At 37.8% G+C, this 16,322-nt stretch carries 11 protein-coding genes; all 11 read right to left on the reverse strand.

The genetic code is table 11. The annotated features are described in order from the left end of the window. Positions 1 to 33: 33 nt before the first annotated feature. Complete coding sequence (locus MHB51_RS09190; protein ID WP_066168246.1) at positions 34 to 1,068, reverse strand: iron ABC transporter permease; 1,035 nt, start codon at positions 1,066 to 1,068, stop codon at positions 34 to 36. Next, positions 1,065 to 2,120, reverse strand: a complete 1,056-nt coding sequence (locus tag MHB51_RS09195; RefSeq protein ID WP_342557988.1) for an iron ABC transporter permease — start codon at positions 2,118 to 2,120, stop codon at positions 1,065 to 1,067. Before MHB51_RS09195 ends, MHB51_RS09190 begins: the two co-directional genes overlap by 4 nt. Before the next feature lie 167 nt (positions 2,121 to 2,287). Beyond that, positions 2,288 to 3,082: an ABC transporter ATP-binding protein gene (locus MHB51_RS09200; protein WP_107942032.1), complete on the reverse strand. Its 795-nt coding sequence runs from the start codon at positions 3,080 to 3,082 to the stop codon at positions 2,288 to 2,290. A gap of 63 nt (positions 3,083 to 3,145) precedes the next feature. Further along, positions 3,146 to 4,870, reverse strand: coding sequence for an ABC transporter ATP-binding protein (locus MHB51_RS09205; RefSeq protein WP_066168239.1), 1,725 nt, complete (start codon positions 4,868 to 4,870; stop codon positions 3,146 to 3,148). A gap of 438 nt (positions 4,871 to 5,308) precedes the next feature. Then, positions 5,309 to 7,171: an AraC family transcriptional regulator gene (locus MHB51_RS09210; protein ID WP_342557989.1), complete on the reverse strand. Its 1,863-nt coding sequence runs from the start codon at positions 7,169 to 7,171 to the stop codon at positions 5,309 to 5,311. Positions 7,172 to 7,228: 57 nt separating this feature from the next. Next, positions 7,229 to 9,112 carry an AraC family transcriptional regulator gene (locus tag MHB51_RS09215; protein WP_342557990.1) on the reverse strand — a complete coding sequence of 628 codons (1,884 nt, stop codon included), beginning with the start codon at positions 9,110 to 9,112 and terminating at the stop codon, positions 7,229 to 7,231. Between the two features lie 284 nt (positions 9,113 to 9,396). Further along, entirely contained in the window at positions 9,397 to 10,350 is a 954-nt protein-coding gene (locus MHB51_RS09220) for an ABC transporter substrate-binding protein (protein WP_342473119.1), read from the reverse strand. 164 nt (positions 10,351 to 10,514) lie between these two features. Then, complete coding sequence (locus MHB51_RS09225) at positions 10,515 to 11,585, reverse strand: serine hydrolase domain-containing protein (RefSeq protein ID WP_342557991.1); 1,071 nt, start codon at positions 11,583 to 11,585, stop codon at positions 10,515 to 10,517. Positions 11,586 to 11,609: 24 nt separating this feature from the next. Beyond that, positions 11,610 to 12,557: an ABC transporter substrate-binding protein gene (locus MHB51_RS09230; RefSeq protein ID WP_066168228.1), complete on the reverse strand. Its 948-nt coding sequence runs from the start codon at positions 12,555 to 12,557 to the stop codon at positions 11,610 to 11,612. 98 nt (positions 12,558 to 12,655) lie between these two features. After that, entirely contained in the window at positions 12,656 to 14,182 is a 1,527-nt protein-coding gene (locus MHB51_RS09235; protein ID WP_342557992.1) for an AraC family transcriptional regulator, read from the reverse strand. A 766-nt stretch (positions 14,183 to 14,948) separates the two neighbouring features. Next, positions 14,949 to 16,232, reverse strand: a complete 1,284-nt coding sequence (rho, locus tag MHB51_RS09240) for a transcription termination factor Rho (RefSeq protein WP_066168225.1) — start codon at positions 16,230 to 16,232, stop codon at positions 14,949 to 14,951. Positions 16,233 to 16,322: the final 90 nt, after the last annotated feature.

The raw sequence follows: 16,322 nt of genomic DNA on the forward strand, positions 1-16,322 counted from the left end.
TTTTTATTCATAATTGACCTACGTATACTCTCTTTATTCCTTTAAACGTGCTAGTAAGTATAGGAAATACGGTGCACCTAGAACAGCAACAACAATCCCTGCTGGAATTTCGGATGGCTCGAAAATAGAACGACCAATCGTATCTGCCATTAACACTAACAGCCCTCCCAATAACGCTGCGGCTGGAAGTAAAAACTGATGCTTAGCCCCTACAAGCTGACGTGCTAAATGTGGTGCAACGAGTCCTACGAATCCAATACCACCGCTGACTGAAACACTCGCCCCAGCTAATCCAACAGAAGCGGCTAATAATAAGCGTCGCTCTTTTTCAATTGACGCACCTAGACCAACAGCTGTTAATTCGCCTAAATTCAGAACATTTAATACGCGAGATTTTGAATAAACAAATGGTAATAGGACGATGAGCCAAGGCAATAAGGACAACACAAACTTCCAATTGGAGCCCCAAATACTTCCTGCTAGCCATGTCGCAATAAATTGGTAATTTTCTGGTGTTAGTCGCAGTGTCAGTACAATCATCATAGAGCTGATACCCGCAGCTACAGCAATACCCGTTAAAATTAAGCGCATTGGTGTAATTCCCTCATGCCGTTTATAGGACAGTGTATAAATTACAATGGCGGTCAAGCCCGAACCTATGAAGGCTAGCACTGGTAGTAAATAGACAGGGGCAGCTTTTGTTGTAGAAAAAAAGGAAACAAACAGCATAACGGCAAGCCCTGCCCCAGCATTAATACCTAAAATCCCCGGGTCTGCCAAAGCATTTCTTGAAATCCCTTGTAAAATAGCCCCAGAAACAGCTAAGCTTATTCCAACTAATACAGCGAGAACAATGCGCGGGAGTCTAAATTCAAATAAAATAAGTTGCTGTTGGGCATCCCCTTGTCCAAATAATGTTCGGAAAACCTCTAGCGGTGTTAGCTTAATTACTCCTGTATTCATACTAATTACAAACGTAATGATAATAAGTACAACTAATGTAATTAAAATAGCCAAGTTTTTCTTTCTAATTTTTTTTTGATTTGGTGTTAAGAAGCGACTGCTCATAGCTCTTTTCCTCCTTTACGAGCTAAATAGAGGAAGAATGGAACGCCAATAAAAGCAATAAGAGCCCCAATTGGCGCCTCATAAGGAGGATTGATATTTCGTGCAATAAAGTCCGCTAATACAACAAGCAATGCACCATATACTAAAGAGCAGGAAATAATCCAGCGATAATCATGCCCAACTATGTATCTCGTTAAATGTGGAACGATTAATCCTACAAACCCTACTGCTCCTACAACAGAAACAGCAGCACCTGCCAAAATTAAAACAATTATCATTCCCCATACTTTTATAACATTCGTGCGTTGTCCAAGCCCAATCGCAATTTCTTCACCTAAGCTCAGTAGTGTAATAGAACGTGATAAGATGAGTGCGCCTATCATCGCAACAAGTACCCAAGGAGATAAAATTTGCAGATGGCTCCATTTTGTACCCGAAACACCGCCTGCATACCAAAAGGCTAAATCTTGTCCTATTCGATAATGCAGTGCAATCCCCTCTCCTAGTGCGCCTAAAAGGGCACTAACCGCAGCTCCTGCTAAAACTAAGCGCATCGGCGTTAGACCCCCTTTGGACAGAGAGCCAATACCATAAACGATTGCAACGCCAAGCCCTGCTCCCACAAAAGACCACATAATTAAATACATATAAGGTAAGCCCGGGAAAAAGGCAAAACATAATGCTAGCATAAATGCTGCACCAGCGTTTAAACCTAGCAAACCTGAGTCCGCCAAAGGGTTTCGAGTCATTCCTTGCATCATTGCCCCTGCTACAGCAAAGCATGCACCTACTAATGCTGCACCTAATACACGTGGCAATCGAATCTCACGAATAATTTGATGTTCTGTTAAATCAGGTAAAAATTTAAAAACAGCCTGCCAAACCATGCTTAATGAAATATCTGCCGCTCCAAATGAAATGGACAAACCAATAGCAAATACTAGGCTCACAAGCCCTATAATTAGTGCCACTAAAGCACGCACTGGATGGGTCCGTCTTTGTAGCTCCTGTAATTTTTCGAGCCCTTCGACTCCTTCAGCTCGCGTCGCCATGTGCTTCCTCCTTAAATCTGTTCCGCCTTCTTCTCTCTCATCTTTAAAACGAGATTTCATCGCTAATATTATCTACAGGAGCTATTTAGAATATATTTTCCTGTAGTTACTTATCACAAAAAACTTTTTGTTAAAAGCTTAAAAAACAGCATTCCTCTCCTCAATAATCATTCTTCTTTTCCAAATAGTTGATAGGACAAGCAAATAGGGTTATTACTATAAGGGCACATAGCCATTTCTGCATCAATATTGAAAACCTTTTGTAAATTCCCTTTAGTCATAACTTCTTCTGGATTGCCGTTGACAATTAATTGACCGCTTTTCATAGCAATCATAAAATGGGAAAAGCGCGATGCATGGTTTAAATCATGCAATACCATAACAATTGTCCGTCCCTCTTCCTTGTTTAGCTTTTGCAATAACAACAGGATGTCTAGCTGATGTGCTAAATCCAAGTAGGTTGTTGGTTCATCGAGTACGAGAATATCCGTTCCTTGTGCTAACGCCATCGCTATCCAGACTCGTTGACGTTGCCCACCTGATAAAGCTTCAATCGGGCGGTCGCAAAATTCACGTAAACCAGTTACATCAATTGCCCAATGAATATATTCATAATCTTCCTTTTGCAATGTTCCAAAGCCGGTTTGGTGCGGAAAACGTCCATAGGAGACTAATTCAAAAACAGTTAATCCCCCCGGTGCTGTTGCCGTTTGTGGCAAAATAGCCATTCTTTTAGCAACTTCTTTCGTTTTCAATTGATGTATAGCTTTCCCATCTAAATATACCGCGCCATTTTGCGTTCGAAGCACGCGGGCTACAGCCTTTAATAATGTAGATTTTCCACAGCCATTTGGACCAATAATTGTTGAAATTTGCCCTTTTGGAATTTCAACACTCAAATCATTTACGATTAGTGTAGAAGAATAACCAATTGCAACATGTTCTATTTCAATGACGGTCATCTTATCTTTACTCCTTTTATTCAGTATTAATAGGCAAGGAAACAGCCTAGCCTCACTTTATCTTTATAATTGCAGACCAAATTGCGCTGTGTATAAGCCGTAGTAAACTTTCTGATTATCCATTAATTCCTCATGCGTGCCTTCCTCGACAATGCCTTTTTTAGAAACAACGACAATACGGTCAGCATCCTTAATTGTTGCAAGACGATGTGCTATGACTAATGTTGTACGTCCCACTGATAGCTCATTCAATGCTTCTTGAATTGCCTTCTCCGTTTCAGTATCTAGCGCGGATGTAGCCTCATCTAAAATAAGTATTTTAGGATTTTTCAAGAATATACGTGCAATAGACAAACGCTGCTTCTGACCACCAGACAATTTAACACCACGCTCTCCGATAAGCGTCTCCATTCCTTCTGGTAAAGCATGAATAACCTCTTCAAGCTGCGCACGTTTTGCTGCATACCATATTTCCTCATCACTTGCATTCAAGTTCCCATAAGCGATATTATCTCGTATCGTGCCATCAAATAAAAAGACATCCTGCTGTACAATCCCTATATGTGAACGCAAGGAATGAAGTTTGAAATCTCTTATATCAATCCCATCAATTTTAATCGCACCCTCATTCACCTCATAAAAACGTGGTAATAGGCTACAAATTGTAGATTTTCCTGCACCAGATGGTCCAACAAGTGCGATTGTTTCACCCGGTTTAATTTTTAAGTTGATATTATTTAAAGCTCGTTTATCATCTGTGTAACCGAACGATACATTATCAAAGACCACTTCGCCTTCAACAGCAATAACCTCTTTTGCGTTAGCGCGGTCTGCAATTTCTGGCTCTGTCTCAATAAAATCAATGTAGCGCTTAAAGCCTGCCATTCCTTTTGGGTAGCTTTCAATAAACATATTAATTTTATTAATTGGATTTAATAGAATACCTGATAGCAAGATGAATGCGACAAACTCACCGCTTGTTAAATGCCCACCCAATACAAAATAAGCTCCTAAAAATAATGTGAATAATGATAGTACCTTTGTTAAAATACCTGAAATCGCTTCATTCCATGCCATCACTTTATAAGAAAAAAGCTTGGTCATACGAAATCGCTCATTATTTACCTTAAAGCGTTGAATCTCATGTGCCTCATTTGTAAAGGCCTGTACGACACGAATACCACTCACATTATTTTCAACACGTGCATTAAAGTCTGCAATATCCCCAAACATCCGTGTAAATGCTTTAGACATAAGCTTTCCAAAAATAATTGTCAGCACTAAAATAATTGGTACGAGTACAAATATAAGAATCGTAAAGGTAGGATCAATGTAGAACATGACACTAAACGCCCCAATAATCGTCATGACAGCAATGAAAAGATCTTCTGGCCCATGATGTGCAAGCTCACCTATATCCATTAAGTCATTTGTTAAACGTGAGACAAGATGCCCTGTTTTATTATTATCAAAATAGCGGAATGATAGTTTTTGCACATGGCTAAAGGCTTCTTTACGCATATCTGTTTCAATATTAATCCCAAGCATATGCCCCCAATACGAAACGATAAAATGGAAAATCGAATTTACAATATATAAGCCAAACAACAATAAACTCACCATTATAATCCATTTCAGTTCACCATCAGGTAAAATATCATCAATCACCTTATTTAAAACAAGTGGAAAAGCTAATTCAATTAATGCAACTAAAATTGCACATGAAAAATCGAGTATAAATAACCCTTTATAGGGCTTGTAGTAAGAAAAAAAACGTTTTAATAGCACGGATGTAGCCTCCTCTTTGTACAGCTAATATTTATTATATAGTTCATATTGATAATGATTATCATTTTCATTTAAACTATACTACATTTTATTATTTTTAAGCAACCAATTATCATTTACGCACCGGCATAATTGTGTCCAGATTTTTTTCAGGCTATTTGGTGGAAGTTAACCATTGTCACGTAGGTCTCTCTTTAAAATTTATGATGTCCGCTGTAAAATAAGAGGCTGACCACTTATTGGGCAGCCCTGTTCCTCAAGCATTTTTTAGCTATATACCCTTTCATTTTATCCGCATTAACAGGCTTCCACCTCAAGGCCTGAGCAGAGGTGGGAGTCTTACGTTCCTGTTGGTGAGAGCTAGCTAAAGTATCACATCTATGTGACTACGTTGGCATTAGCATGTCCTGCCCATCAAAAACTTTACTGATTAAGATTTCATTTTGTTACTTCTACAATAGTATTTGCCATTTCTTCTGCTTGATGTAATGCCGATAATGGGTCAGAGGCAAAATAGTATTCTGGCGCTAACTCTATCGTTTCATTGTTTTTCACCACATCTAGATTTGTCCATGTTGGTGGAAATTCTCCGTCTTTATTGAAGAAATTTATGACAAATACATAGTCACCCACATAATCTCCTACTACTTCGTAGGAAATCTCATAGCGTCCTCCACTTGATTCTTTTGTCTCAAAGAGCTCTTGTACTTTTTCTTGTGGCTTCATTTCGAGAACTTGGAACAACGCTCGACCACCTGACACACTATCATTCGCCACAATTGTTGCGTTCTTTTCAAATAAATCAAAAATTGTAAATGTAGCTCCTTCTGGTATAGATGAATAAATTTTCTCTTTAGCAGCTTTTATACGCTTTTCAAAATCATTCACAAATGTCTCTGCCTCTGCTTGTCGTCCTAAATATTCACCCATTGCTTTTACCTCTTCTACAGCAGACTGATGTGCCGATTCAGAAAATACAATAGTTGGTGCAATTTTCTCGTATTTTTCTACATCTTCTTTATTCCATGTAATGATTAAATCGGGTTTTAACTCTACTACTTTTTCCAACGATACATTGCCGTCTGTACCTATGTTCGTAATCTCACCATCTTTATAGTACGGTTTTAAAAAGGCTGCATAATCTAAATTTGCTATAACCGCCCCTACCGGCACAACATCTAGTGCTAACACTTGTCCTAAATACCAATCTGTTACAATTCTTTCAGGCTTTATTGGAATTTCAACTTCACGCCCTACATCATCTGTAACAATTGTTGTCGCCTTTTCTGTATTAGGTTCATTATTCTCTTTAACAGCTTTTTGCGCTGTGTCATTTCCACATGCTGTTAACAGCAGCATTAAACTTAATAAAAAGGGAGTTGCTAATTTTTTCAACATTTGTTCATTGCTCCTACTCTCAAATGATTTTGCTTGCGCAAGCTGAATATTATTATAATGAAAATGATTCTCATTATTAATAGATAAATCAGACTTCATGCTGACACTTTTCTCCGAGAATTCACTTGGTGTCATCCCAGTCCATTTTTTAAATATACGACTAAAGTATATTTCCGACTCAAAGTGCATTGCTTTTGCAATATCTTTTATTTGATAGTTAGGCTTTCGTAAATAGTTTTTTGCTAATTGTTGTTGCTGCTCCTGTATGTATTTCTTTGGACCATGTCCGAAATGCAATTGGAACAACGTAAATAGCTTTTGTGTAGAGAGTTGAGTATAACGAGCAACATCCTGAACGGTAATCGGATGATATAAATGTCGTTCTATATACATTAACGCTTGCTGTAATTTGTTATTATCGTATTCTTGCTGCTCAATTTCCTCAAAAATTCGCGCAATTAAACCGTGGAAATATGCCTGTACCCCCAACATTTGCTGCTTCTCGTATTGACGATAAAGATTGTCGACCATTTCTATTACAATCCAAGGATTTGTTAATGTATAGCAGGAAATTGGACGGCTAATTGAAGCTTGTTGTTGGAGTGCCTTCAACAATTCATCCTGATGAGGAATTTTGCCGATATAAAAAATCACATAGATTCTTGCTGCTGTCGTAGCTTTAATTGAAAGGCTGCCATGCAGTGTAAGGTGAAGCATTTGGAAGCCAGTAATATGATGTCTTTGCTTATTAATAGAGAGGAGGATATCACCATGTACAACAACAATCCATACATTTGATTGAACTGTATTTTTAAAATCAATTGAAGTAGACTCGATATGCTCTACAGAAAGCACCTTAATAAACATATTTTCCAATAATAAACGATTCGTATTATGCTCCATTAGTGCACCCCCTGCTGACATATCTTATCTCTTCAAAGTGAAAGAGCTTGCAGACAATTATTCTGTCAACATAGTTGGAAACCTCTCTAATAACATATTACTTGTCGTCATATCAGTATAATTCCATTTATCTTCAATATAATGTACCTTATTATTTTTCACGGCAGGTAGAGACTTCCATAAAGGTTTTTCTTGTAACTCTTTAAAAGAGTTTTTAGCTTCCTCATCTACAGATATCAGTACAAATAAATGGTCACCGATAAGTAAGTCATGCATAGTTTCTTCAGAAATCTCGATATATGGTCCGCTATTTGGTTGTAATTCCTCTACCTTTTCATCCATAGCAAACCCCATAGGAGAATAGATTAAATCGGCTACACCACCTGTTTTCATCACATACATCATTTTATTCCAATAATATTGAAGCACTACTGCCGTCTCTCCTTCAGCTATTAAACCATTTGCTCGAAGTTGTTCCCACATTGCTTCTGCATTTTCCTCATAATTTTTAAGTACTTCCTCTGCTTCTGTTTTTTTCCCAATAATATTTGCAACAATAGGCAATCTTTCTTTGAGTGGGAGCATACCATTGAACACAACGGTTGGTGCAATTTTAGATGCTTCTTCTACTTCATTTTCCAGCACATATCCTAGCATAATTAAATCTGGATTTAGCGTTACTACTTTTTCTAAATTTGTTGGATAACCGATATCTGCTGCAGCAATTTTTCCATTATTCTCTATTACTCCACTATCAATAAAGCGACGGTCTACTCCAACAGGTTCTATGCCAAGTGCTAATAAATCTCCAATAGCATTTCCTTGTAAGACGATTCGCTCTGGATTTGTTGGAATTTCTATCTCTTCCCCTGTCAGATCTGTTATTACACGTGTTTCTGCTTCCCCTTTTATTACTTGCTCTGCTTTTTTCTCTGTCTCATCATTACCACAAGCTGCTAATAATGCGATTAAGCTGATGATAAATGGTACTCTAATGCTATGAATAAATGTTTGTTTCATTAGTCTATATTCCCTGCTTTCTAATCGAATTGCCTGTACAAGCTGATTCTCATTGTATTGAAAATGATTATCATTTGTAATAGGGAAATCAGACATATTAGCTAGATATTTCAGCCTGAAAGCAGTCGGTGTTATTTGTAGTTGCTTTTTAAAGACTCGACTAAAATAATATTCATCCTCATAGCCAAGTGCGGCTGCAATTTCTTTAATACTCATTGAATTGCTCTGTAAATATTTTTGGGCAAGTGTTAGACGCATTTTTTGTAAATAATTTTGTGGACCCTCCCCATAACGCTCTCTGAAAATACGTAGTAGATGACGAGTACTTATATTTAATGAGTCTGCCAGCTTTTGTACCGTAACAGCTTCATGCACATGCTGTTCGATGTAACGGCGTGCTGTTTCCGCTAAATCTACTTCATGTGACTTTCCTTGTCCTTCTGTAAATTCACGAAAGATTCGATAAATTAATTCGTAAAAAATTGCCTTAACAGATAAATGTTCCTGAAACGACTCTGTCTTCCATTTGTTGTACATATCCCGCAGCAATAATTCAATGGCAATTGGATTTGCAGGTAGACAAGAAAAATTAGTATGAAAAGGTCGGTACTCTATATATAAATGCTGGATAAAAGCATCTAGATAAATAACATCTCCTTGATAATAAATCATGTAATAACTATAGCTTTCAGTAGTTTTCATATCGAGAAATTCAGATTTCCCTACATGAAATATACTAAAATTTTGAATATGATAAGGAGTTTGGCCTAGACAGAGGTCTACATTACCACCGACGATGACTAGCAAGGCACTGTATGGCATCACTTGTTGAATTGTTGCATTTGTCTGATATGCATAATCTATTTTCTTTATTTTTGCATATGTATTTTCCCACAACAGCATATGTGCTTCATAATTCATAATGCTTACCTCCAATTTATTTCGTTTCAGGGTAATTACACTTCGTCTCGTCTTGGTGCCTTTGGACATTCATTAAAAACGCTCATTTTATCGCCTAAAGATTATGAGGTGGGAGACTTCTGTACCCGTCACCTTGCTATCGGCACAAAAAATATGTGCTCCTGCGGTGGTCACAATAAATTATCACGTAAAGCGCATGTCTCAAAATAGCTTTCAGACCGCTCCTCTACATTTATCCCGCATTAACGGGCAGCAAGACGCCCACTGATTGAAGTTTCACTTTATCACTTTTCTACTACTTCAATTATTTTTTGTGCCATTTGCTCTGCTTGATTAATAACTGAGATTGGGTCTGCTAGGAAAAAGTACTTGCCATCAAATGTAATGACTTTATTGTTCTTGACAACATCTAAGTTTTTCCATGTAGAAGTAGCTTCATACTGCGCCCCGTAATCTATAACGCCTACGTAATCTCCTACATAGTCGCCTACGATTTCCCATGAAATACGGCGCTTTTGCCAATCTCCATTGCTGTCTTCAATCAATTTTTCAACAGAGGCTGGTGCTGTAAGTCTCAATAAATCATACATTGCCTCGCCACCAGATGTACCACTTGGGATTACTGCAATATCCTTATCTGATAATGTGAAAAGTGAAAATGTTACACCTTCTGGTATAGAAGCCTTTATTTTTTCTTCAGCTGCCTTTGCACGTGCTGAATAATCTGCCATAAATTTTTTAGCCTCTTCTTGACGATTTAAAAACTCACCTATCGCTGTCATTTCTGCCTCCACATCAGCATAAGCAGCTGTACTAAATACGATAGTTGGTGCAATTTTCTCATATTGCTCTATTTTTTCTTCCCCATATGTAATGATTAAATCTGGCTTCAGACTAGTAGCAGTTTCTAAAGATACGGCATCCTCATTCCCTAAATCAACAATTTCTTGCCCCTGATAATAATCTTTTAAAAACTCACCATAGCCCATAACCTTTGTAGTTGAGCCTACTGGTACAATGCCTACTGCTAACACATGACCTAAATCCCAATCCACGATGATACGCTGCGGATTTGTCGGTATTTCTACTTTACGACCTACCGAATCTGTTACTGTACGTGTCATGTCATTTACCGTATCTTCAGAAGTATCCTTATTTTTATTACTACATGCTGCTAAAATGAACAGCATACTAACCGCTATTATTACGAACAATGATTTTTTAATATAAAGCTTCATTAATGCTCCTCCTCGTTTTATCTATAATACTCCCTCATTATAACGATAATGATTCTCATTATCAATGTTATTTTAAAAAAGACTGTCCAAAAAGGTATTCCTTTTCGGACAGCCTTAGTTTCTATATTAAAGCTTCACTATGTAAGAAGTGGCTTCCTAATTTTTTACTCAGTTTCTCTAATAATGCTCTCAGAGATATATTGTTCAACTTGCTGTAACCAACTGGACATGCTCTCTTTAGCATATAAGTTTTCTACATTGCTTAGTAGGATGACAGTATAGCCTGCCTCTAGATAACTAGCTAACATAGTTGAATAGCCTGGCCATCCCCCACTATGAGAAATTCGTATTCCTATGTTAGGAATATTATCGATAAACCAGCCATAGCCACAAGGCGTTTTTTGACCATCTTCTGTCAAAATTGGTGATAAAGCTAGATCTAATGAAGATGCACTAAGTAAATCACCGCTTCGTAGCTTAGTGTCCAAAGAAAGTAAATCTATAATTGTTGAATGAATCATGCCATCCCCTTGAATACCGTCTAAATATTTGACAAATTCATAGCCTGGTAGTCCATCAGGCAAAATGAGTGGCGAGTTTTCCGCGCCCCGAATAAAGCCATAGGCAAAATCCTCGATAAATTCAGGCTTATATCTACGATTCATTATTTTTGTACGGTGCATTTTAGCAGGGGTGAAAACATAGTTCTGCATAAAGGTTGAATAAGGCATACGGGCTGCCGCTTCAATTACACTAGCTAAACAAACATAGCCTGTATTACTATACTGATATTTCTCCCCAGCATTAAAATAAGGTTGGGGTCTATATGTAGCTAATAAATGTAGAACATCTGTATTTGTCGCAATTCGCTGATAATCCCAATGCTTTTCAAACAGCTCCATATAATCAGGTAAGCCAGATGTATGTGTCAATGCATGTCGCAAAGTAATGCGAGGATATGGGAAATTAGGAAGCCATTTTTCAATAGAATCACTATAATTAAGCTTTCCTTGCTCCACTAAAATCCCAATACCAATAGCTGTTAATGGCTTCGTAACAGAGGCAAGCTCAAAGATAGAGTTGCTTGTAAGCTGTTCTTCACTATAGTAATTCGATAAACCGAATATCCCTGTATAGAGCACTTTACCATCTTTAGCTACTAGCACATTCCCTGAAAATAGCCCCCGCTCGAAACTAGTGGAAAACAGTTGCTCAAGTTTTTCTGATATATTCACATAGTTCCCCTTTCCGTTGTTGTTTTACTTTATCGTTTGCATTGCCGCTTCTAAAATGCGGATTCGACCATTTAATGTACCGCCCCCCATAACGAGTGGGTCAATCTTGTTAACAAATACTTGGTTGCTTTGAACTGCCTTTAGCCCTTTCCACACCTCACTCTGCTGCAGCTCATCTAGTATACTTCCATCCATATCATTTTCATATAAATCATATTGAATAAAAATGTAATCTGGATTAGCCTGATAAAGACCTTCTAACGAAATCACTGTTTGCTGATTTACTTGTTGAATGCTTTTTGGTACTCGGAGATTTAATTCGCCGTACAGTACATCGTTCAGGAAGACATCTTCAGGATAAACCATCATCTCGCCACCCCTAACACGGATTGCCATTACATCTTTCTCTTGGAAAGAGCTTAAATAGCTAACTGCTTCTCGCTTATCTTGATGATAGTTTTCAATAAGTGCTTTCGCTTTCTCTGTTTTTCCCGTCACCTCTGCAAGCATTTCAAGATTCGCCTGCCAGTCTGGTCCATAATGCGATGTTGGAATTACTGGAGCAATTTTCTCTAGCTGTTCTAAAATTTTAGGGTCTTCCATATCCGTACTAATAATTAAATCTGGCGCTAGCTTCAAAATATATTCCAAGCTGTCACCACTTGTTTCTAGGAGTGGAATTGTATTGGTTGTTGTTTCCCCAAAAAAGCTAGGAAAAGGCTCTTCCTCATCCCCAATTGCACTTGCTGCATATGGCTCAACCCCTAAAACAATTGCATCCTCTATTGACTCAAAAGCATTTAAGAAAATAATTTTTTGCGGTTTGGCTGGAATTATATAGTCATCGTTTAAATAAGTAATTGTTTTTGTTTGTTCCTCGTTTTGTAAACTAGAGCTCTGCTGCTTTTCTTTACATGCTGATAATACAAAAATAAACATGAAAATACTCAATATAATCATTGTTTTCTTCATCAAGAACGCCTCCTCTACACTTAGCCCCCAATGAGAATGAGAACTATTATCAATGATAAATAAATAGTTCCCTCTCGTCCATGTAGAAAAGGAGGTTGTTATGATGAACTTTTGGAGGTTAACCGTTTTTCTATTTCCTTCACCATGAGATAATGTGGTAAAGGTGCATAATCACGCCACGGGAAATGTGTCAGCCTATATACACTTCGATTGCGTACAGACTTCAATTCAAGCCATGTTTCATCCACTTGCAGTTCACTCCATGTTTGCATAGATTCCTCATCCTCATAAACAAGAACCATTATAACGTCTGGATTTATTTTCGCTAACTGCCCCACCGTAACAGATTGCTGTTCCTCGCCCGTTAATGTATTTGCAAGTCGTAATCCTAAATCCCCCAACAAAACCTCTTGAATGCTACGATCCTGATACTGATAACATTTATTGCCCATCACTAATAAAAATAAAAAGGTTTGCTCATGATAAGTTGTTTCTAGGCAGGCTACAGCCTTTTGCACAGCCTGCTCATATTCAATTAGCCAATTATTTGCTTCATTTTCCGCATCTAAAAGCCGAGCCACTTCTAATAATTGTTCTCGCCATGATAAACGAGTCCATGCTAATTGATATACATGACCTAGCTTTTGCAATGAAGTGAGCTGTTCCTCGTTGATATTATCTAAACAGAGTATGAGGTCGTATTGAATATTTTTTCGCTGTAGCAGCATAATATTTTCATTTAAAATAGGAGGTGTTCTACCGACAACTAAATGAGTCACTACATGATTGCCGAACTCCTTATAATAATAAAATCGCCATGTGGGGTGAAGAGGTGCTGCAACTGGAATATAGTGTAAAGGTGCAAGTAAACCAAAAAAGGAGCTATCTACCACAACGATATTCTTTCTACGACTTTTCATAAATAACGAGGGGGAAACCCCAACTTCTTGCTTAAATCTTCTGCTGAAATAAAATTCATCTTTATAGCCTACCTCACTAGCTATTTCCCGAAGCGTTTTATTCTCTTTTATCAGCAGCCATTTCGATGCTTCAATTCTCACTTTCGTTAAATATTGAGTAGCGCTAAGACCAAATTGTTTTCTAAATAGCTCCATATAATACTTAGAGCTTATATTCATCATTTGGGCTAAATCCTTCACTTGAATGGATTCATGAAAATGATATTGTATATGTTGCTTTGTTTTTTCTAGCATACCTAGTAAATTTCTATCTGAAGATATACGATTTTTTACAATAGCATGTAGCAGCATATAAAAATTGGCTTGTCCAAGCAGTTGGTCTTCTTTTATTGGACTTTTCGAGAGCCAGACAAGTCGGTTGCATAGTTCAATAATTTCTCCTGTTTGTGCTAAATAGATTTTTTCACCTGCTTCCTTTACAGGTATAATATTTTGCTCCTTTTCATGCATGTCAAAGCGAATAAGATAAGCAGTGACAACATTCTCTAAATCTATCTGAAGTGCAAGATGTTTCTGCTTAGAGCAAATATACATGCTATTTTTAGTTAAGTAATATTGTTTGTCATCTTTAGTAACATTGACCTCTCCCTTTGTGACAAGCAATATGTAGTTACTTTCAAGATTTTGCTGTTCATATCGTTTCAATTTGCTATTCAACACTTCAATATCAAGAAAATGAAACAACGCCATTCCCCTTTCTTTTATCGTTAATAGCAGGCTTGTTGATTATCCTTTATTTTACAGATAATACCTATAAATCATCGTTTTCCGTTGCAGGTGCGGCTTCAACTAATTTATTTCGGCAAATACCGAAATAAATGGATTTACAGCTCGCACTCTTTCTGCTGGAAAGTTTACTTTGCGACGAGTAGCCACTAGGAGCACTCGCCATCCTCTACTTCAATCAACAAGTGTCTGCCTAAAAAAGTATTTCTCCCTAAAAACACGCCAATCAATAGGAGGCATTTACATAATCAACATGCCTGCGTTAATAGGAGAAAGTCCATTTTGTTTTGACGATGCATTGAAATAAAAGTTTTCATCGCTTCTCTTTTACGAAGAGAAACACTGCTAAAGCGAGTGTTCGTCACACTTGCAAATGAGACCTTCCGCATTTATATGAGTCAACACTTTTGTAAAAGGTCATCGCTACTGTCCCAAAAGCCGGCTATGCACGGCTTTTTGGGACAGCCCCTATCAAAGTAACTGAATTTCGTCTAACTACAAGAAAAACAGCAGATTTTTCTCGCGCTTAAGGCTACGAGCTTTATCTGCTGTTCATAATCTATCAAGTATTCGATGCGCTGTTCCCTTCTATCAAAAATTCAAGCACACTAGCATGCTTATCATACGAAGATATGGGAAATTGCACCATTCAGCGAAAATCAGCTTATTGCAAAAGGTTTATCACCTATAATAACCCTTTACCATTCGTTGCTTTTTTCATGTCCTCATTGAGCTTGTCGAAAAATTCTTCGTTTGTTTCCGTTGTGCGCAACTTGCGTAAAAACTTTTCAGCAAAGTCTGGTGCATCACTAAATGTTTTGCGAATTGCCCATAGTTTATCTAGCTGCTCTTTTGGAATAAGCAATTCCTCTTTTCGCGTACCCGAGCGACGAATATCTAAAGCAGGGAAAATTCGACGCTCTGCTAAAGCTCGGTCTAAATGCAGCTCTAAGTTCCCTGTACCTTTAAACTCCTCATAAATAACTTCATCCATACGGCTTCCTGTATCAACTAAAGCTGTTGCTAAAATTGTTAAACTTCCACCCTCTTCAATATTACGGGCTGAGCCGAAGAAGCGTTTTGGGCGATGGAATGCGGCAGGATCAATACCGCCTGATAATGTACGTCCACTTGGTGGAATAACTAAGTTATAAGCGCGCGCTAGACGAGTAATAGAGTCCATTAAAATAATTACATCACGTTTATGCTCTACTAAACGACGCGCACGCTCTAGTACGATTTCCGCTACCTTGACATGATTTTCAGGTACTTCATCGAATGTCGAGGAAACAACGTCCGCTTTTACGGAACGCTCAATATCTGTTACCTCTTCAGGTCGCTCATCGATTAATAATACGATTAACTCTGCCTCAGGGTAATTTGTCGTAATCGCATTTGCAATTTCCTTTAATAAAGATGTCTTCCCTGCTTTCGGTGGCGCGACAATTAAACCGCGCTGGCCAAATCCTACCGGTGCAATTAAATCCATGATACGTGTAGATAATTTTTTAGATGTTGTTTCTAGTTTAATTTGACGGTCTGGATAAAGTGGTGTTAAGGCAGGGAAATGCACTCGCTCTTTTGCAACTTCAGGGTCTTCACCATTTACTGCATCTACCTGTAATAAGCCATAATAGCGCTCATTTTCTTTTGGTGGACGTACCTTCCCTGAAACTTTATCACCATTACGTAAATCAAAACGTCGAATTTGCGAGGCAGAAATATATATGTCTTCTTTAGAAGGTGAGTAGTTGATTGGACGTAAAAATCCAAAGCCTTCCTGCGATACAATTTCAAGTACCCCTTCCATAAAGAAGAAGCCTTCCTGCTCGGAACGTGTTTTTAAAATCGCAAAAATTAATTCTTTTTTTGTTAATTTGCTATAATATGAAATTTTATAATCTCGTGCAAGAGCGTAAAGCTCTTTTAATGTCATATTTTCTAATTGCCCAATTGTAAGAGCTGTCATATGATGACCCCAGTCTTTTTAAAATTTTACTTGTCGGAGAATTGTTCTTAAGAAGAGCAGGGCTGATTCAACTCAGCCCTATCGTAGAGA

The organism is Metasolibacillus sp. FSL K6-0083, assembly GCF_038630865.1.
Lineage (GTDB): Bacteria > Bacillota > Bacilli > Bacillales_A > Planococcaceae > Metasolibacillus > Metasolibacillus fluoroglycofenilyticus.